General features: G+C 66.2%; 10 protein-coding genes. 6 read left to right on the top strand and 4 right to left on the bottom strand.

Annotation, left to right across the window (positions count from 1 at the left end; translation table 11 throughout):
- Positions 1-5: 5 nt before the first annotated feature.
- Positions 6-290, bottom strand: a complete 285-nt coding sequence (locus AB0A74_RS05200; protein ID WP_358247616.1) for a hypothetical protein — start codon at positions 288-290, stop codon at positions 6-8.
- Between the two features lie 666 nt (positions 291-956).
- Between AB0A74_RS05200 and AB0A74_RS05195 the strand changes: the two genes are divergently transcribed.
- The 5 genes from AB0A74_RS05195 to AB0A74_RS05175 all read left to right on the top strand — a co-directional run bounded on the left by AB0A74_RS05195 (position 957) and on the right by AB0A74_RS05175 (position 8351).
- Entirely contained in the window at positions 957-1586 is a 630-nt protein-coding gene (locus AB0A74_RS05195; protein WP_358247615.1) for a zinc ribbon domain-containing protein, read from the top strand.
- A complete protein-coding gene (locus AB0A74_RS05190) occupies positions 1583-1885 on the top strand; it encodes a hypothetical protein (protein WP_358247614.1) in 303 nt (100 codons plus the stop codon). Before AB0A74_RS05195 ends, AB0A74_RS05190 begins: the two co-directional genes overlap by 4 nt.
- A gap of 273 nt (positions 1886-2158) precedes the next feature.
- Complete coding sequence (locus AB0A74_RS05185; protein ID WP_358247613.1) at positions 2159-5752, top strand: hypothetical protein; 3594 nt, start codon at positions 2159-2161, stop codon at positions 5750-5752.
- A gap of 509 nt (positions 5753-6261) precedes the next feature.
- Positions 6262-7296 (top strand): competence protein CoiA family protein, encoded by a 1035-nt coding sequence (locus AB0A74_RS05180; protein ID WP_358247612.1) that lies wholly within the window; start codon positions 6262-6264, stop codon positions 7294-7296.
- A 140-nt stretch (positions 7297-7436) separates the two neighbouring features.
- Positions 7437-8351 carry a hypothetical protein gene (locus AB0A74_RS05175; protein ID WP_358247611.1) on the top strand — a complete coding sequence of 305 codons (915 nt, stop codon included), beginning with the start codon at positions 7437-7439 and terminating at the stop codon, positions 8349-8351.
- A 283-nt stretch (positions 8352-8634) separates the two neighbouring features.
- Here AB0A74_RS05175 and AB0A74_RS05170 read toward each other — a convergent pair whose 3' ends face one another.
- Complete coding sequence (locus tag AB0A74_RS05170; protein ID WP_358247610.1) at positions 8635-10254, bottom strand: hypothetical protein; 1620 nt, start codon at positions 10252-10254, stop codon at positions 8635-8637.
- Positions 10255-10534: 280 nt separating this feature from the next.
- Between AB0A74_RS05170 and AB0A74_RS05165 the strand changes: the two genes are divergently transcribed.
- Positions 10535-13681, top strand: coding sequence for a hypothetical protein (locus AB0A74_RS05165; RefSeq protein ID WP_358247609.1), 3147 nt, complete (start codon positions 10535-10537; stop codon positions 13679-13681).
- 931 nt (positions 13682-14612) lie between these two features.
- Here the strand turns inward: AB0A74_RS05165 and AB0A74_RS05160 are convergent.
- Both AB0A74_RS05160 and AB0A74_RS05155 read right to left on the bottom strand, forming a co-directional pair.
- A complete protein-coding gene (locus AB0A74_RS05160; RefSeq protein ID WP_358247608.1) occupies positions 14613-15377 on the bottom strand; it encodes a hypothetical protein in 765 nt (254 codons plus the stop codon).
- Between the two features lie 416 nt (positions 15378-15793).
- A complete protein-coding gene (locus AB0A74_RS05155; protein WP_358247607.1) occupies positions 15794-19558 on the bottom strand; it encodes a hypothetical protein in 3765 nt (1254 codons plus the stop codon).
- Positions 19559-19725: the final 167 nt, after the last annotated feature.

Genomic DNA, 19725 nt, shown 5'->3' with positions numbered 1-19725 from the left:
TGTGGCTACTGCCCGTCAGTCGCGGTCTTCACGCATTCCAGGAGTGCAGCACGCGCGCTCTCGTCGTCGGCCTGGCTCTCGGCCCCGCCGTCGAGGAAGGCTTCGCGCTGCTCAGACGACGCGTGCTCCATGTACCAGTCCGCAACGCAGTCAACGGTCCGCTCTGGCGCACCTTGGGTCCGGACGTCGGACTTCAACTTCGCCACCACTTGATCCCGCTCGCTCCCACCGTCTGCAGTGCAGCCACCAACGAGCAGCACGGCAAGGACGACCCCCGTGAGTTGCCACATGGCCACGAGGCTATCCGACAAGGCAACGTCCACAGTGGACTGACGCCAGACGTGGGGCGCGGAGCCGGCCACAAGACCAAGCAAGGAGGTGGTGGTGGAGCCCGCCCTGCCTCCGACGGCATAGAGCAGGTTCCGCGAGGCGGACGGTGACGACGCGGTAGCCGATCCGACCAAGTGTTCCCTGAGGCCCGGCTTAAGAGCTGACGACGCCGCGTCCACACCGAAGGAGGAGCCGACGCCCACCAGGCGATACTCAGCTTGGCCTGCTCGATCACCTGACTGCGAAAACTCATTTTGAGCTGATCACTTAACCCGCTCCGGCTGAAGGCGTGCTTCAAACATCCGCACATGCCGATGAGCGAGTCTGTCCAGTATGGGCTCTGACGCACTTTCGGTGGTGACGATGAGTAGCCGTTCGGGTTGTGATTTCGCAATGGATGTCGATCGCCTTGTGGGGGTGTTTCCGGACTGTCGGTTCCGTCGTTGGGTGCGTGGCGGAGGGCGGCGGTCGAGCGGTCTGCACCTGGGTTGTGGCGGCACTGTCCGCTGCCCAGGCTGCGATGACGATGGCGTCGGCAGCCCGCCTTCGGCAGGTGGACCCGACAGGAGACGCTGCTCGACCCCGACGACGTGGCGGCAGGTCACGTCATCCGGTTCAGGCGCTCGGTGCCGGAGAAGGTGGTCCGGTCGCGGCAGCCGGCGCATCCCAAGATCATCGATGTAGAGGAGTTCGTAGAGGCCCAGTTGCTCCGCCGCTCGCGGGCGGCCGGTGGGCTGGCCGCAAGCCGGAAGTCGGAGCGTGGGCCGAAGGCTACGAAACGTCCCTGTCCCCTGCGTGGGCGCGTGCGGTGCAGTCACTGCACGCGACGGATGGAGGGCACTCCGCGCGCGACGCGGACGTACTACCGGTGTTCGGCGCGGACACTGGTTCCCGGGTCGCCGGCGCTGAACGGGCACCCGAAGAACGTCTATCTGCCCGAAACGGCGGTTCTGGAGCCGCTGGGCAAGTGGCTCAGCGGGTTGTTCGCATCCGAGAATGTGGACCGGACCGTGTCTGCGCTGGTCGAGTCACAGGGCAAGGTCGGGTCGTCGGGTAATGGGCACGAAGCGGCGAAAAAGCGACTCGAAGCGGCCGAGGGTCGGTTGAGGCGATTCCAGCAGGCCATTGCTTCGGGTATCGATCCTGCGGCACTGGTGGAAGCGGTCAACGAGGCCCAGGCTCAGCGAGCAGCGGCGAAGGCGGAGTTGGAGGGTGTCAGCGCACCGGGCTCTCGGACAGGGAGATCTACGCCATGATCGACTCGTTCGGCGACGTGCACGAGATCATCAAGCGGGCGGACGCCGCCAAGCTTGAGCAACTGTTCGCCGAACTACGGCTGGAAATAGTCTACAACGCCGAAGGGCGGACGGTCGATGTGACCATCCGCCCTGCCGGTAGGGTTAGTGCACGTGTCCGAGAGGTTTGCCCGAACACGCGCCTGTGGGGAATTTCCCACTCGCCTCGAAGGGGAGTGGCTCATAAGTCCAGCTTAGCAGGGGTCTGGGGTGTCGTCGCAAGAGTGGGGAATTTCCCACCCGAACCTTTCGTCCAGTGAAATCGGCAGGGGTACTTCCGGTCGCACTCGGTAGTCGTTGTTCGGCCGGGAGGGTACTCCTTGGCCGGTCGGGAGCCCGGGTCGCAAAATGCGATTGATTGACTTCGGGCGACGCAGATCCATTCTGTTCTACGGATTTGCAACCCGCCTTCGGCGCGATCTCGTTACGTTTCGTGATCCGCTGACTGTCCACATTGTCGGTGCGGTGGCGTACGGTGCCCGGAACCGCGGACTGGCTTCGTCTGCGGGTGGGATCGCGGGTCGGAGGGCGTCATGGGCGGCCGGAGGAGCAAGGCGAAGTCGGGTGAGCAGGAGCGGCTTCGTCAGCGTCGGAAGCATGAGCGTGCGGTGCTGGCTGCCTTGTCCGGTTTCGGTGATCCGTTGGTTGCCGTGCACGCGATCGTGTCCTCGCCGTTGGGGATGCACCGGCATTTGACGCTGGCGTATGCGGTGAGGCTGGCGTTGCGGACGGCGGTGCAGCGGCGTCCTGCGGTGCGTGCGTCGGGTGGTATGCGTGAGCTGATGGAGTCGCTGGTGGCGTTGGCCGGGCCCGCGGCGTCGTTGGAGGACGCGGTTCCTTGGGATCCGCGAGTGGCCGCCGTGGGGGTCTTCCGTGGCCGGCCGTACCGGTTGTATCCGGGGATGTTGGAGCGTCCGTTGGCGTCGCTGCGGACGGCGGAGCTGGTCGCCCAGGCCGTGGACCCGGCTTTGAGGCGCATGGTGGGGTTCGGTGTGGGTGACTGGATCGAGGTGTGCCTGATGCACACCGAGCGGGTGGTCGAGATCCTGGCGCCTGCGTGGCCTGCGGACGGCGAACCGGAGGTTGGGGACCTCCCGGTGGTTGGCACCGAGGAAATGCGGGCCGCTGAGGAAGTTCTGCTGTGGACTCCGCTGGGACCGGAGGCGACGGAGGAACACCGCAAGGCGCTGGAGTGGGGCACGATCCCGCTGGGTCGGCTGGAGGTCGACCTGCGGATGATGACCACGTGCTTCGGTACGGCTGTTGCAGTGTCCGGTCCTGGTGGTGCGCGGTATGCGCTTCCGCTTCCGTACGTGACTGAGGCGTGGGAGTCCGGCATCGCGCAGTTGGCTGCCCGGGCTGCGGCGCGGTCGTTGCGGTCGCAGCAGGAGTGGCTGCGGATCGCGCGGGGTGAGGTCGGCAAGCTGCTGCACTCGCTACACGATCTTCCGCCCGCTGACGTGTTCCAGGGACCTGCGGGGCCGGTGATGCTCATCTTCTACGGGCAACGCCACGTCCTGGCTCTTGCGGTCGCGGCGCAGATCGGACCTGGGGGTGATGTCCGCGAGGCCGAGACCGCGTTGACCGCGGTCACACCGGGTGTCTCCATACCCACCGATGCCGGGCCGCTGACCCTGCCGGAGGATGCGGAGATCGTGCGGGTGGTGGTGACCGCGCTGATCGGCACCTCGTTCATCGGGGTGACCGAGCCGGTCGCGATGATTTCTCTGGAGGACCTGGCCTGGATCGTCAAGACGTGTGAGCGTTCGGACGAGCTGTGGGCGTTCTTCCACGAGCAGGTGGTCACCAACACGGATGTGCAGATGTTCGGTTGGGAGCCGGTGAACACCTGGCAGACGTGGCGGGCCAACGGCCAGGCTCTGCATCGAGCCGGTCTGCCGCCCACCGGCATCATGGTCGCCCCGCACCAGGTCGGTGACGAGGAGTGGGAACTGGCGGGGCGGCGGGCTCCACTGGAGTGGGCGTTGCACCGGCTCGGCCTGCCGCCGGTCAACCAGTTGGCGGTCGTCATGTCGGAGGCCGACCCGGTCAGCTTCGTGTCCGCGGACAGGACCGCGTGGGCGTTGGGTCTGCTCGATCGCGCAGATCCGTGGCACGGGCCGCTGTTCGCCGAGGTGCTGCGGGGGTCGATGCCGTCGCATCTGGTGGCGTTCGCGTTCGACATGGTGGGGACGGCGTGCCGGGTGGCGCTGCAACTGCGAGACGAGACGACAGCGGTACTGCGTGCTTGCGGCCTCGATCGGCTGGTGGTCGAGTTCGTGTACGAGGATGCCTCTGGCGAACCGTTGACGCTGGAGGGCGGTGACGGCGGTGAGGGCGGGATCGTCATCCGGTGGACTTCCTCCCTGCAGCACCATGAGGTCGAGAACCCCGGCTACGTTCAGAGGCGACTCGGTGAGCTGATCACGACCGCGTTGCTGCGCAACTGCGGCGATGATCAAGCAGCGGCGGTCGAGTCTCTGGCCGCAGCCTGGCCCACCGCGACCCGGGTGCTGGTGGTCTCGGCCGAGACCACGTTGAACAAGGCTCTTGACATGCGGCGGCCCGCGCCAGTGCCGGAGTGGGCGGTGTCGCAGGCCAACAGGCTGCTCGGCGTCCACCTGGTCGACAGCGGGCAAGCGGCGGGGCGTCGCGACCACGCCGAGTCCAGGGCTCTCGAACTGGAGGTGATCCTGCCCTGGCTGCGTCACCAGGTGGAAGAGTGGTTCGCACGCTTCGACGCCTCCGCGGTGCTACACCGGGCTGCGGAGGAGATCGAAGCGGTCGCCTTCACGCGCGATGCGCACCGACGTCAACGTTTCAATCGCGCTCAGATGCCACCGCGCTTGTCGGAGACCGGTGATCCGGAACTCGAACCGGACGGCGAGAGCCTTTTGGTCAAGCAGTCTGCTGTCCTGGCGACGCTGATGGAACTCGCCCTGGTGAACGATCAGCAGGGCACAGCTGAGCCCGATGACATCGAGTGGGCCCACCTGCTGGCCTTGGCCGGTTTGTTCGTCGACTCCACCACCCGTGCCGACGCCCTGCTGCACGAGATGAGCGGTGAGGTGACCGACGTGTCCGACCGCTTCGAGATCACCCTTCACGCCGGGGAGTCCACGGCCATCGACGTCGAGGCGTTCGACGACGCCCGCCTACGCCACTACCAGCGGACGACCACGCGACCCGATACCGAGCTGGGACGCGGCCCTGACCTCGGTGAGATCCTGGCCCAGGTCGATCCGGCGATGATGACCGACCTCGGCTGTACCGCCACGGCGTTGCTGGGCGCCTGCACGGTGCTCAGCGCCTGGCCGGTCACCAACGAACACCCGACTGCGGAAGTCGCGCTCGTCGACGTCGAGACCGAGCTGGTCGACCAACTCGACATCGACCGTGCGCAGGCGCAAGCGGCGCTGGCGGCCCTGACGCTGACCGGCGCCGACTTGGCCGCTGAACGCGTGCAACCGTGGAAAGCGCGGGCCCGCGACCACCGGCTCCTCACCCGACCCCTGATCCGGCTGACCGAGGACACGGTGCTGGTCCTGCCGTGGAACTCGGCAGCCACGGGACGGGTCACCAGCGGCTATCTCACCGACGGCCTGCTGCCGTGGCCGACCAGCCGCCTGGACCGCTGTCCGACGGTGCGCCGTGCTATCGACCAGGTTCGATTGCAGCGCACCAGGCTCTTGGAGGACCAGGTCGACGAGCGGTTGCGGGACATGGGGTTCGTGGTACGCAGCCGCATCAAGCCCCACCACGCGCACACGATCGGACTCGCCTCCCTGCCCGGCGAGATCGACCACATCGCGATGCACCCCGACAATGGCGTCCTGTGGGTCATCGACGACAAGGATCTGGCCGAGGTGTTCACCCCGGCCGAGATCGCACGCGCGGTTCGGCAGTTCTACGATCCCAAGAAGGGCGAAGTCGGCAAGTTGCAAGCCAAGGTGGACACCGTCGCGGCGGATTGCGCGGCAGTCGCGGACGCCTTCGGCGTACCGATGCCGACGTCCGTCCAAGGACTGTTCGTCACACGGCGCCCGAGCCCGGCGGCCTTCGTGCCACGGCCGCTCATGACGTTCGTGACACTGGAGGAGTTCGACGGCCTGATGGCCACCGGCTGACACGTCACCAGCTCATTGGTCGACCTGATATCACGCGGCCGGGAATGGACCACTCCAGATCATTGAGGGTCATGCCGTCCTCGTCGCGGCAGGGCAGGGCGGCATGGCTTCGGACATGCCTCTGAGTTGTCTTCGCTCAGACCGTGGAAGAGTCCGTCTTTCTTCGGCGATATCCCTGACCGTCGCCGCAGAGAATCAATCATCGTGTGGACACCGTTCGGGGAGACCTCGCTGGCCGGCTGGCCAACGTCCAGCCTTTCTTGCGCTCTAACGCCGCGGTCAGACCCACAGGTACTCCTACGACCAGTCCTGTGGCTTCGACCGCGTGAACCGCGCCGTGATCAGTACATGCACTCACTGCGACTTCGCCACAGCCAGGTCCGCACCCACACACCGCATGATCCACTACTGGACGTGCGAGCGCTGTTGCGGCACCGACCACGATGTGGTGGTGCAACTCGACCAGCGGTAACGCCAGATTGTCGGGGGGTTGGTGTAGACGTGGGACCATGTTGGTGGCACGCAACAGTGATGGGGAGCGCGTCGAAGCCACGCGCCAACTCCCACGAGCCGACTACACCTGCCCGGCCTGTCACGAGGCGGTTGTCCTGAAGCCTGGGCGAATCGTGGTGCCCCATTTTGCGCATCGAGCCAATCTGGACTGCCCGGCATCGGGCGAAAGTCTGCGACACCTCGCCGCGAAGCGAATTCTGGCAGACAAGTTCCGCAGCGTAGGATACGAGGTGACTCTCGAAGAATCCTACCCCGCCGTCAGTCGGCGGGTCGACGTAGCGGTGACGATTCCCGACTCCGGACTTCGATACGCGGTAGAGGTGCAGGATTCTGCGATCACGACACAAGAGATGAACCGCCGGACGGTGGCGGACACGACGGGGCCTGACACATTCCAGTTCACCTACTGGGTGTGGACCGACGGACGTGCGCATCGGTTGCTGACGGCACCGCAAGGTAGTGAGATCCGTGTGACCGCAGACGTTCTGCACGGTACCCTCGCGGATTCGGAGGCTTGCTGCCTCGACGTTGACAAGCAAGAGTTATGGGCGGTCAGGCTCGACACGATTGTTCGCCCTGGCAGGGAGTATCCGGACAAGGCCTATCCCGGTGCACAGCTGAAAAGTATCCACAGAATCCAGCGCAGACGCATCGGATTCGCGATTTTCGGCAAGCCGGAGCCCGTGCCGGTCCCCGAGGCCCGATCGGAGGAGCGCAAGCTCCTTCTCGGCGAAGAGGATGTACTCCGACTCCTCGAAGTAATCCGCGGCTCGTCATTTCTTGACGACCACGACGACCCGATGTTCCGGCGGGATTTCACTGGCCAGTTGACCACGCTCGCGGTCATAACGTTCGGCTGGCCGCGAACGCTTCTGCTTGAGTTATGGGTGAAAAGAGCGCTGAGGTTCGCCGGCGTTCGCGATGTCGAAGACAGACTCGCAGTGCGTCGGGTATGTGAGCGAATCCATCTGGACGGAGGGAAGATCAGGGAACCGAACATGCACTTTTGTCCCGGCCCTGTGCCTGAGTAGCTCTGCTGCGGCATCAAATCACGCAACCTGGCGCACACGCTGAACAGGTTGGCGGCCCGGATCACCCGATCGAGCGTACTTATCCCGTCGGTCGGTCGGGGCAGCCGGTTTTGTCAGTGTCCGCTGGTGGAGTTCCCACCATGATGACGCCCCAGGATGTGGAGGACGCGGTGGTCGGGTTCGCCGCCGCCGATCGGGACAGCTTGGCCGACCATGCACGACACGTACGCGACACCGCTCGCCGAAAGGGCCTGACGGTGTTGGCGGCGTCGTTGGACGTCGACACCGTCGTGCTCGACGACGAGGTCACCCTGGACCAGGCTCTCGACGCCGCAGCCGCCTGCGGCACGGTGCTGTTGTACCTCAACCATCGCACCGTGAACGCCGCGGCGGTGTTGGCCGCCGCCGGTGACCATCTCGCCGAAGCCGATCATCGGAGGCTGCGTACCACCTTGGACAGGATCGACGGCTGGACCCGGCAGGTGGAGGTCGGCTTCGCCCACGGGGGTGTGGTCAACCTCTGGTCCGCCGTCGCGGCCTGGTCGGAGCCGCTGGAGCAGTTGACCGACACCGCTACGGACAGGGTACGCACTGCACGGTGGTCGCCGGAGGTCGACGACGAGGAGGCGGCGCCGCAACATCTGCCCGAGAACGTCGTGCGGCGGTGGGTGGACACGGTGGCGGCCGATCCGGGATTCCGGCGCGCGACCTGGCGCGGCCACCAAGCCGCGGCACGGGGTGTACCTGGCTTGACCGAGCTGCTGGGGAACCCACGCCTTCGCTGGCATGAGAACCACATCGTCAGCGCAGCCCTGGGACTCGTACGTGACCAGGTTGAACAGCAGGAACAGGCGCTGCTGCCACGCAGGGCGGAGCTGGCCGCCCGGCTCGCCGCCGACCCGGGCTACGCCGCGTGCATCACCGCGGCGGCGCGCAAGCGCTACGCCGCCGAGTGGATGGTCGAACATGCCGAAGGACTGCGTTTGTCCGCTGACTGGGTCGGGGAGCTGGTCACTTTGGCCAAGAAGACGCCGACAGGCCAGTTGAGCCTGTGACCGTCCGTCCGCCCACCACCGGCTACCCGACTGGTCCGGGAGCACCGTTGGTGACGCCGGGACTGAACCTAGGCCTGGCCTGGGCGTCGACCGCGAGTGCGCGCCTCGTCCTCGCCGAGTCCGGCCGCAGCGAGTCTGTCCGTCCCCTCGACGATCGTCGCGAAGGCTCGTGGTCGAAGCCGTCGGGACGTTTACGTCCGGGGAGCCTCATCGCGACATGGTAGGTGTGCGATGAATCCGGGTGACGGACACGTCACCCGGATTCATCGTCGCGGCGGGTCGGTCACAACGGGCTGGTCCGCTGGTCGATGCCGAACAGGTCCCACGGCTCCACGTGCTGGGTGATCTCGTCCGGTGCGATCGTGCAGACGTCGGGTGCCCAGGCGAAAAACCGCTCGCCTTGCGGCGCGGCGATGTCGAACCGTCGTGCCTCGGGGCCGTGTTCGGGTGCCGATCCGAGGTCGCGGGTGGAGGCACGGGGGTGCCACACGACGAAGGCGGGCATCGGGACCTCGACTCCTGCTAACGTCATCGTCTGCGGTTCGTTGCGGACGAGGCAGCTGTGTTCGCCGGTGGGCAGTTCGCCGCGAGGGTCGATCCGTGGGCCGATAGAGCGGGCGAGTTCGACGACTCGTCCTTCGTGGAGTCGGCGCGTGACCCGAAGCAGGATGCGTTCCTGATCGCCGATGGTGGTGGGCCTACCCAGGCTTCGGCCGGTGAGGGCTTCGATGGCCAGGACGTCTTCGAGCGTGTCGATGACCACCCGGAGTTGTTCGGTGTCCTCGGCGGTGAGGTGGGTGGTAAAGGTCAGGTGCGGTTCGTCGTCGTGTTCGCCGTAGAACGCCAGCGTGTGTGCCTCGCCCGCCTGCAATTGGAAGCGGCACAGCGCCAGATGGGCCTCGTTGCTCTCGGTTGCGCTGACCAGTTCCATCGACGGCGGATCCGGCTGTCCGTCGGCCACCGGAAACCGCAGGCGGCACACCACTCCTCCAGTGATCAGAACGTCGGCGCTCTGTCGATCCTCCGCGTCGGCGGGTCGAGGTAGGACGGCGGCGTCGTAGACGGTCGCCGGGGTTCCGTCGGCACGGCCGAGTACCACTCGCAGTCGTGTCACCAAGTCCTGCCGGAGTGCCTCTACGGTGGTGAGATCACGCCAGACTTCCCTGGTTTGCTCGCCAAAGTCGGCCGCGGTCGCCTCGGTTCCAACGGGCGCGACACGGATGATGCCCTCCTCGACGATCTCCGAGCCCACGACGACGTCGCGCTCCCAGTCGGCGACGTCGAGCACGACCACGCCGACGTCGCGCAGCTTCTCCACGTATCGCAACGTCCGCACCACCAGCTCGGCGATCCGGCAGTAGTAGCGCACCGCGGCCAGATAGCGCTGCCGCATCGGGAAATTCAGGGCGTCACGTCTGCGCTGGTCGGGATCGACGTGCACGAGGTCGATGTACATCCACGCCTCGGCCAGGAGCACGTTGGACACCGGGGCGAGGGTGTCGGGCACCTCTGTTCCCGTCCACTGGACCAGCCCGTAGGTCTCGCCGGTCGTGGTCGTCTTCCATGCCTCGCGCAGCTCGTTCAACTCGTCACGGTACTGCTCGACGTCGCCGATCGGACTCGTGTCGAGCAGGCGCTTCAACGCCTTGGTGACCTTGGAATGGTGAACCGACTCCTTGACGAGGAGGAGCGGGCGGACGCGCGCGGCCAAGGATTCGAAGACCTCCTCGTCGGGAGGAAGGCGATGGCGGATCCGACTGGTTCCATCCGGGCGCAGGTGTACGTCGAACCGTTCCCGGGCGAGATCGGAAAGAACGTCGGGGTCCCGAACGAGCGAGTGGGCCTCGACGCGCCGGGCGCGGACGATGAAGGCGCCGACGACTTCGTGGTGGCTCGGTGACACCCGGCCATCATGCCGTGGCCTGTTCACGACGGTGCTGCCTCGGCGACTACGTCGGTGGTGGTGCGGCCAGCTACCAGCACGGTGCAGGTCGGGCTGCTGTGCAACAGCGGGACGACCGGACGGTGGTAGCGCCGTTGTCCAGCACGATCAGCATCCGTTTACCGGCGACGAGACCGCGGTACAGCGCTGCCCGCGCGTCCAGGTTCGGCGGGAGACGGTCGAGGCGATCAGTCCCGGTGCCTCGCCGCGCTTCCGTGGTCCCGAGCACTAGGCTGTGGTTGTGCGACGGCATCCACCGATTTCGTTCCGCGGCGCGTTGCAGATCTTGGGCAGCCATGAGCATCCGTGGCTACAACGGCTGGATAGCCTGTGCGGCGGACTGATCCTGAGTGCCGGTCTGGCGCCCGCCGAGGCATCGGTGTCGGCGATGTGGGGGTGGGTGGACCAAAAGAACGAAGCGGCCGGGTTGCTGCGTACGGCGCTGGGCAAGGTGGCCGACCGGATCCTGGACACCGGAGGGCTGCAGCGCCACGAGCTGGTCGTGGCCGCACACACAGCGCTGGTGATGAGTTCGTTGTTCGACGCACTGGCGGAGTCCCCGATCGGGGACGCATTGGCTGAAGCCGGGGTGTCCGACCGGGAGAAGCTGCTGCTGGCGGGAGTACGTCAGGAACTGGCAGACGAGACTGTGAAAGCCCTGTACACCCTGGAGGTCCCGGCACCCTCGGCCGCCGCGGGTTTCCACGCCACAGCGATCGACGTCTTCGAGTGGGCGCTCGGCAAGGCCCGCGTTGTGGCCCGTTTCGTCGAGGAAGTCCTGCTCGACGACTCCGACGGCGGTACAGACGACGGGAATGGTCCTGTCGTTGACAGTCCCGAACCTGGCCACCGCCCCACGAATCGGTTCGGCAGGGACATTTACGGCGCCGTCGCCGAAGGGACCAAGGCTCGCTATGAGGCGGCGTACCTCGAGTTGGCGGGCAGAGTCCCGGAGTTCCGCGTATGGGCGGACCTGGTGGAACACGGCGCCACACAGACCGCACTGACGAGGATGCAACAGTTGCTGTCGGCCACCGTGGCCGCCCTTCCGTCTCACCGTGACCTGCTGGCCGTCGTCCGGCAGGTCAATCAGGCCGTTCTGCGGCAACCCGTGCTCGACATCGAGAGCGATGGCTACGGAGACTGGACCACGTTCCCCTCCCTGGAAGACCTCTTCGTCGACCCGCGGTGCAAGATCACGATCGGTGCCAATTTAGGAGCACTGCTCAGCGGCGAGATCTCGTCGACTGAGCGCGGGAAAGCCCAGGATGTGGGGGTGGTGCTGGCCCGCCACTTCAGTTCCGCTGAGGCTACGACGTCACCACTGCTGTTACTGGGACATCCCGGAGCGGGTAAGTCGCTGCTGACCAAGGTGATCGCGGCACGACTGCCCGATTTCGGTTACACAGTCGTACGGGTCCCGTTGCGGCATGTCGAGGCCAACGCCACAGTACCGGTCCAGATCCAAGAGGCATTGGACGCCGCGACCCACAACCGGGTGCCCTGGCCGGACCTCGTAGAGCAGAGCGCCGACCGGATCCGCGTTGTCCTACTGGACGGTCTGGACGAGCTGCTTCAGGTCGGCACGGTCGACCGTGCCGACTACCTGCACCGGATCGTCGAGTTTCAGCGCACCGAGGCCGCTCTGGGTTATCCGGTCGCAGTCGTGGTCACCGCCCGCACCCTCGCCGTCGACCGGATCTCGGTTCCGGCGGCCATGCCCGTGGCGAAGCTGGAGGACTTCGATCACGCTGCGATCCGCGAATGGGTTCGACGCTGGAACTCCGCCCAGACCGTCCCGGGGTCAGCCACCATGACTGCGGCCGTCGCACATTCCCATCCCCAACTGGCAGCGCAGCCGCTGTTGCTCCTGCTGTTGACCCTGTACTACACCTCCCGCGACCGGACCGGCGAGACCGCGACGTTGTCGTCCACACACCTGTACCAGCGCTTGGTCGCCGACTACGCGCAACGCGAGGCGACCAAGAAAGCAGGACGACGCCTGCACGGCAACGAACTCGACGCCGCCATCGAGACGCAACTGCGGGCGTTGTCGATCGCTGCGCTCGGCATGTTCAACCGCGGCAGGCAGGACATCACCGAGGCCGACCTGACTGCGGACCTCGCTGCCCTGGAAGGGCTGGCGCCCACGGGAGAGCGCGTACTGGGCGAGTTCTTCTTCATCCACGCCCCCGAGGTCCGCGAGACCAGCACGGTGCGCCGCAGTTACGAGTTCCTGCACGCCACCTTCGGTGAGTACCTCGTCGCCGCACATGTGATCGACGTCTTGCGCGACACCGCTGAAGGTGCTCTGGGGCGGCGTAAACGTCATGAGCCTGACGACAACCTGCTGCGCGCGCTGTTGTCGCATCAGCCGCTGGCCATCCAATCTCCTGTGCTGCAATTCGCCGACGACCTTCTTGTAGACCTGCAACCCGAGGAATTAATCTGGATCCGCGCCACACTCGACACCCTCGTGGCCGGTTACAGCCGCAGCGGTGCGTCCCATCGGATCGTCGATTACCGACCGCTTTCTCCCGACGCTCTGCGCGCGATGGCCTGCTACACGGCCAATCTTGTCCTCCTGCGGATCCGACGGCCACTCGGCGACACTGGCGTGCCCTTGGCCAGACTGTTTCCGGATGCCCTCGATTCGCTTCACTCGTGGCGAGGTGTGGTTGACCTGTGGCGTGCCGGTCTGGACGAACAGGGCTACCACTCGATGCTGAGCGCGATCGACCTGGTCGACCGCACTACAGTCGCCCGGGAAGGTCTCCGCGGATCGGTCCCGCACCTGCAATACCTGCATCACGCCCGCCTGCGCGGCGACGATAGGTTGCTGTCGCGGCTACGCCACGGCCATGCAGCACGCGACGTTGTCGCCTACCTCGTACTGAGGGGTACCCTCCAAGCACGTCTCCACGAGTGGACGCACTACACCTCGACCTGGCTGAGCGTCGCGACGACCACCCCCATGCGCGACGTCGGTCGCATCCCTCCCCTTGCCCTGGCGCCAGCTCCTCAACCTCTTCCTGAGCGTGCCGCCGTGCAGTTCACAACACAGGTGATCGACTTCCTTACGGCCCACGGCGCCTCGGCAGCGCCACACTTCGTAACCCCGTTCCTTCAATGGCTGTCCAGAGCCGTGCCCCGCAACCTGATCCCAGACACTCTCACGTCTCGTCTGGACAGCATCGTTGAGCGCGTGGAACAGAATCAGCAAGCGGTCAACCGCCGTAATCCGCTTTCCACTCGACCGAAGAACCCTGTCGTCATCCACTGCTACGAAGTGGTCGACGAAACCGGACCCCACTTCGCGCAAGTTGAGGCTCTCCACCCATACCTTCCACTCGCTGCGATACCTGATTACGACGATATTGACTTGTGAACTTGCCGGAACATCGTCAGCCGGGGTCAGGCTGGGATATGCATCTTGGGATCGGTGATCGATTCGTAACTCGATGGGTGGTCACGGGCTTACGGCTGGTTTCAGCGCCCAGGGCACGAAGCCGATGACGCCGATCGGAACGCCGGGTCATCGGGCACCGCAGGCAGCCCACCAGCCCTCGCTCGGCCACCAGTACGTCCACCCGCTTCGCCAACAAGTCATCCGAGCGGGCCGGGCACACCACCACCGCAACGTCTGCGCTCTCGTCAAGATCAAAATGCGTCCACGGCAGCGGACGGCACCGACAATCCCGCCCATTCAGCGAGATGCTCGAGTTCCGGTCCCGGTCGAGTCCACTTGAACGCATGTCGGCCGCCATGCAGGTCGGGGCCGGATGCCCGGCGGCGGTTGCGGATTCAGCGTCGGGTGCGCAGGCCAGATCATCCGTCCGTGCTGTTCGCGAACTTCCAGATCGCCAGGCTTCCTGGAGCAGCAGGACGATCTTGCGGTCGCCGCGGTTGAGTACAACGCGTTGACCGACGCGTACGCCCGGACGCTCGAGCCGGAGCACCGGTACACCTTGGACGTCCGCCATGCCCGCGCGGTGGTGCTCGGCCGGCTCGGCGATCTGGCCGCCGGGGAGGCGGAGTTGCAGGACGTGCTTGCCATCGGGGACGGGTGCTCGGTGACGATCATCCCGACACGCTCCGCAGTGCGTCGAAGCCTTGGTGCGGGCGCGGGAGTTCGCGGACGTGGCGGAAGTGTTGGCGCGAGTGGACTCCGGTACGACCTCAGTCAACAGGTCCCGACACAAGAGCCGAACACCACCCGCTGCTTATGCCTTCACACCAGCAGACATCCCACGGACAGCGGCCGGTAGATCGGCTTGCCACGAGAAGCGACTGAGAGGATTTCGAACTGGGTACAGGAATCAAGCAGGGGGGACGACAGGGGCGATGTCCAGCACGTCTTCAACAGAAACGACGGTGTTGCGGCAATCATGCCCGTACAGGCTGTACCAGCCGGATTTCTCGCCGCGCAGTGCAGCGTGGACATACCAGAATGCTGCATGCAGCGCATGGATTGTCGTTTCAGCCGTGCGAAACTTGACGATGTACGGCTTGGCCGCGTCCTCGAAAACCTGCTGTAGGTCGAAATCGCAGGTGCGCGCGATGTCGTGGACAATCTCCGGCGTGGCAAGGTAGTCGTGATTGCCGTCGATTCTGTCAAGGTGGTGGTCACGGATCAGGAAAGCGTATGGGCCACCGTGGAAGGACAGCCCGGTTGTCTTCAGGCGATAGAGGTAGCCGCCGTGGCCTCCTCCGCCTCTCTCCACCATCGCTCGGTGATCACGCCATTCGGCCAGGGTGATCTTTTCGGAGATCAGTTTATGCAGGTCCATCCACAGTTGGTCCACCGTGCGGCCGAGCGGAAGGATGCCATGTCGCCGGAAGCTCGACGGATCCAGCGTTCGTGTGCCGTGGAAGAAGCAGGTGCCGTCGAACCGGAAGTCTTCGTCGGTCAGTTCGAGCATCTCGAACGCTCGACGTGGCACTGCGGTCTCGGTGTCCTCTGACACCGTGCCTCCAGGAAGGTCGACCGACGCGATGGCGTCGATCAGTGCTTGCTCCCTGCGGTCGCTCGCGACGGCGAGTGAGCGCACTGCCGCGTCGAGGTCGTGGCAGTCGAGCAGCACCGGGCCACACTCGCTGGATCTTCGACTTGTAGGCATTAGGCAACCCTACGGCGGCGGTGCGCCCGGTCAGGGGTAGTTCAATGCGTGTCGCTGCCGGGGGGATGGCGATCTAGCGACGTGGTGAGTGGTGACTTGGGGTTGCGGTTCGTATTCCACGGAGCGGACGACGCGCGAGTATCAGGTTCCGTGGACGTCTCGGCTTGGCGGTTGGATGTGGAGCGGGCCTGTCCGACAAGCACGGCCGAGGGAGCCCAGGCCCCACCGAACGCTGGTCATGTGCCATAGCCGATGCGCCGAGGTAAGCGGATCGGCTCCTACGGGTTTCGTGCCCACCGCGTTGACGAGCTAGGCGGCGGTCAGCCGGGATACCTGACTTCGATGGCTCCGGCTGCCGTCCCCGCTCGGCCCGTAACCGGTTAGTCGGGAAGGCCGCGGCGGAGGCGCTCCGCTTCGTCGTCCTCGCTGCGGGCGAGGTGCTCATAGGTCTGAGCGATGTTGCGCAGCAGTCGTCGGGTTCGGGGGCCGTCGTCGCAGTCGTTGGCTTGCCGGCGGTACGCGGCCGCGAGGTCGCGTTCGAGGACGCCGCCGTCGGTCATGCCTCGGACCGTGACGCCCTGCCTGGCGATGACACCGGAGTGGAAGGTGTCGTCGGCGTGGTCGCTGTCGAGGTCCTCCAGGACGGCACGCACCGCGCGAGGTGGGAACAGGCCGTCGTGGTCTGCCGGGGCGCGGGCGAGGATGCAGCCGATCTCGCGGTCACCCTGCTCGGTCAGGCCGAGGTTGTCGAGTTGCGCGCGGACCTGGAGTACCCAGTCGCGGAGGCGTTCGGCGTCGACGAAGCCATCCGGGCCCAGTCCGGGGCAGTGGGACCAGGAGTCGAGGATTTCGTAGGCGCGGACCTTGATGAACCTGCGCGGCTCGTCCTCGGCGATCGGATCATCGGTGTCGTCGTCGAGCGGTTGGTAACGGTGTCCGACGACCTCGGCGAAGAGTGCGGGGTCGTCGGCCAGGGCGGCGTGGATGGTTGGAGCGTCGGGCTCGTGGCCCAGTTTGGGCAACAGCAGCCACTCCAGGCGCATGACGCGTTGGCGTCCCACCGTGGTGGCGTGGGATGCCAGCAGTGCGAACAACGCCTGGTAGTGGTACTCGTCTGGTCGAGGTGAGCGCGGCTCGGGTGTCGTGGCGGTCAGCAGCGCTTCCATCGCGGTCGCGGCGAGTTCCGCTGCTTCGGCTGTGTCGGTGTTCTTGACGCGCATCGCGATCAGCGTGATCGCCGCTTCGTGTCGCCCCGCGCTGAGGAAGCCGCGTGCGGCCTCCAGGGTGTGGGAGTCGGTCCGGGCGACGTCGTAGCAGGACAGTGAACTCCAGTAGTGCTCGGAGACCTCGGACGGAAGTTTTTGGAGGGTGCGCGTCGCTTCGGCCGAGTCGCCGCCTGCTTCGAGGATTGATGCCTGGATCGCGGGGGTGGCGGCGGCGGTGAGGAGGTTGTCGCGCAGTGATGTGCCCTCGCGGGACAGCCGCATCCGCAAGTAGGTCATAGCGACTTCGCGTTGCGGTTGCGGGCTGTCCAGCCAGTCGAGCATGGTGGCGTCGAGGTCGGTGGTGTGGTCGGCGAGCGCGGCGCCGACGAGGTGGGGGTACTGGGTCATGGCGGCCAGTTCTGCGACTGCGGTCAGCCCGCCTTCGGTTATGACCGCCGTGAGAGCCTCGGTGCGTACTCGTTGCATGGCTTGTTCGTGGGCCACGGGATCGTCGCGCTTGTGGGGTATGCCCAGGTGCAGCCATGTGATGGTGAACAGCGAAGCGGCTCGCATGACTGCGGTCCGTGGTTGCATCGCGGCTGCGGCCTGGTCGATGACCTGGAGTTGGTCCTCGGGAAGGGCCCATTTGGCGTCGGGGTACTCGCGGTGGCGGGCGGCTCTTGTCCGCAGGGTGTGGGAGAGGTCTGCTCGGGCTGCCTCGTCGTCGAGTGTCGAGCCGAGCTGGATGAAGCGTTCGGTCAGCCGGTGGCGGTTCTCGGGGGTGAGGCGGTCGATCTTGTCTGTGATGAGCCGGTAGGGGGCGGGGTCGTCGGCGAGGTCGTCGATCAGGAGGTCCATGATGCCGGAGAGCGTGCTGTTCAGGTCTGTGTTGTTGAGCGGGGTCCGTCGAGCCCAGGCGCGGTGCTTCGGGCCTCCGTGCAGGCTGCGGGACGGTCGTCCACCGGGCAGCAGTGCGTTGAGCAGACGGCGCCCGGCCTCAGGGTGGCGGTGCAGCAGCCGCCGCAGGACCCGCAGGCGGTGTCGCCAGTCCGCTGAGGTGCTGGGACGTGCCGGATGGAAGAGTTCGACCAGGCTGGCCGCGGGCCGGTTGGACCAGCTGCCGCCGGGGTCGAGGTCGTCCAGCGCGGCAAGAATGTCGGCGACCTCGTCGAGGTGGTCGGGTGACCAGGCCAGCACATGCAGAGCCCGCAGTACATCCAGGTGTGGCGACCAGCCTGACGGCCCGAGAACGTTCGTGTCGTTGTCGAGGAACATCCTGCGGTGCAGTGGCGCAGGGCCTCGTAGTCCGGCTCGCATGCCGCGCAGGACTGGGTCGGGGGCCGCCTCGGCTAGTTCGGGTAGGACATCGGTCAGGGAGATCCACAGACCGTAGGTGTCGTCGGCGTTGGCCGCGGTTACCAGGGCTTCGACGATTGCTTCGGCGGTGCCGCCGCCGGTCATGCCGCTGGGCAGTTGCGGAAGGTCCTTGGTAGTGCCGAGTAGCGCGAGGGAGTCGGCCAACCCTTCTCGCAGCAGTGTCGAGTACCGGTGCCGTCGGCTGTACCCGCCGCTGTGTCCGGGTGGGATCGGCTCGCCGAAGACTTCCAGGCAGGCTTCCCGAAGGGCTTCGAGGTCGTCGCGGTGGAAGTGGTGTTCCAACAGCGACCACGCATCGCCCCGCGACAGCACATGCCAGTGCTCGCGCAGGTTGCCCAGCAACGGCATCTCGCCGGACGCCGCCAGGAGGTGTGCGGCTTCCTGAACATCGTCGTAGGAGCAGCCGACCAATTTCTGAACGAGGTGCCGGTCGTGAACATTGGTGCCGTCCCAGCCTCCAATGAGCACCAGGCGCCGCTCGGTTCGTCCTGGTGCGCGCGCCCATTGTGGTCGCAGCACGGCAGGCTTCACGGCCAGGGCGCGACGCAGGGCCGACAGGCTTCGACGCGCGAGGATGCCGTACCGGTAGGCGTGCTCGTGCTCGATCCCTGCCGCCCGCAGGCGGTTGGCGACCTCGTCGTCGTCGAGCCGGGGCACCACCACGTCCGCGTCCTCGCCAGGCTCGACAGGCACGATGACCTGGTGGCCGTGCTGTAGCGGAAGCCCGGTCAGCAGGGCGGCGTCGGCAACGACGAGCACCAGGCGGGTCGGATGTCGGAGCAGTTGGGCCAGACTCTCCCGGGAATCGACGAACAGGGTCCGTGCGGCCACGGCCGTGGAGTTCTCGTTGTTCGCGTGCTCGAAGTGTGCGGCGACGAAGGCGCGCAGCTCATCGGCGTGCAGGTCACCACCGACGGTGATCGTTGCTTGGCCTGACCGCGCCAGCTCGTCGAAGGTCTTGGCGGCGGAGTGCCGTCCAGCCAGGACGATATCGGCGTCCAGCGGCACGGTGGTCGAGGACAGCCACCAGTCGGCCCACCACGTGTCGACGGCCTGGACTCCCGGCCATGCCTTGCCCAGACGCTCGGCCAGCCATGCCATCGTGGCAGGCGCGGTGTCGAGCCATGTGTGCACGCTGTCGAGGTTGTAGGCGTAGACCTTCTTCCATCGCCCCTCTCGATTGCGCTCGGCGGCCCACGACTTGGCCTTCCCCCAATGCGCCAGGCTGACCTGCATGTAGCTGATGTCGCAGGTGGCTTCGCCGCCGGGACCGGTGAGACGCTTGCCGTAGTCGGCATTCGCCTTGCCCTGCGCGTCCTTCTCCACCGACAGCTCCCACACCGACATCCCTGCGGGGACGAACAGCGCGGACTCCGAGGTGGTCACGACCCCGTCGAAGCCGCCGGTGGACACACCCGAACCCCCAGGCATGTCCAGTTCTGTCACACCGCAGCCGGTCTCGGCGATCAATCGGCGCACCAATAGAGGGAAGTCGGCATCGAACCCGGCCAGACCGGCGGCGTGCCGGAGGTCATCCCTCGTGATGGGAGGCCATTGCGCCATTCGGGAACGATAACAGCGCGTCACAACACAGACTCGCTTCCATCGACTACCCCTTCTCGCTGACGCGGCGGGGTGGCGCCCGGCTGACGCCACCACACGACCAAACCACGGAGGTCTCGATCGCGGGCTTTGCGGGTGGTGGGACCGCGACGATGTCGCCCAGCGCG

This window comes from Saccharothrix sp. NPDC042600, assembly GCF_040647305.1.
GTDB lineage: Bacteria > Actinomycetota > Actinomycetes > Mycobacteriales > Pseudonocardiaceae > Actinosynnema > Actinosynnema mutabilis.
This window is presented reverse-complemented; position numbering and strand designations above follow the sequence as displayed.

Coding starts and splice junctions, on each gene's coding strand:
- AB0A74_RS05190 (WP_358247614.1), top strand. CDS start 1,583: ATGATCGACTCGTTCGGCGACGTGCACGAGATCATCAAGCGGGCGGAC.
- AB0A74_RS05175 (WP_358247611.1), top strand. CDS start 7,437: ATGATGACGCCCCAGGATGTGGAGGACGCGGTGGTCGGGTTCGCCGCC.
- AB0A74_RS05185 (WP_358247613.1), top strand. CDS start 2,159: ATGGGCGGCCGGAGGAGCAAGGCGAAGTCGGGTGAGCAGGAGCGGCTT.
- AB0A74_RS05200 (WP_358247616.1), bottom strand. CDS start 290: ATGTGGCAACTCACGGGGGTCGTCCTTGCCGTGCTGCTCGTTGGTGGC.
- AB0A74_RS05180 (WP_358247612.1), top strand. CDS start 6,262: ATGTTGGTGGCACGCAACAGTGATGGGGAGCGCGTCGAAGCCACGCGC.
- AB0A74_RS05155 (WP_358247607.1), bottom strand. CDS start 19,558: ATGGCGCAATGGCCTCCCATCACGAGGGATGACCTCCGGCACGCCGCC.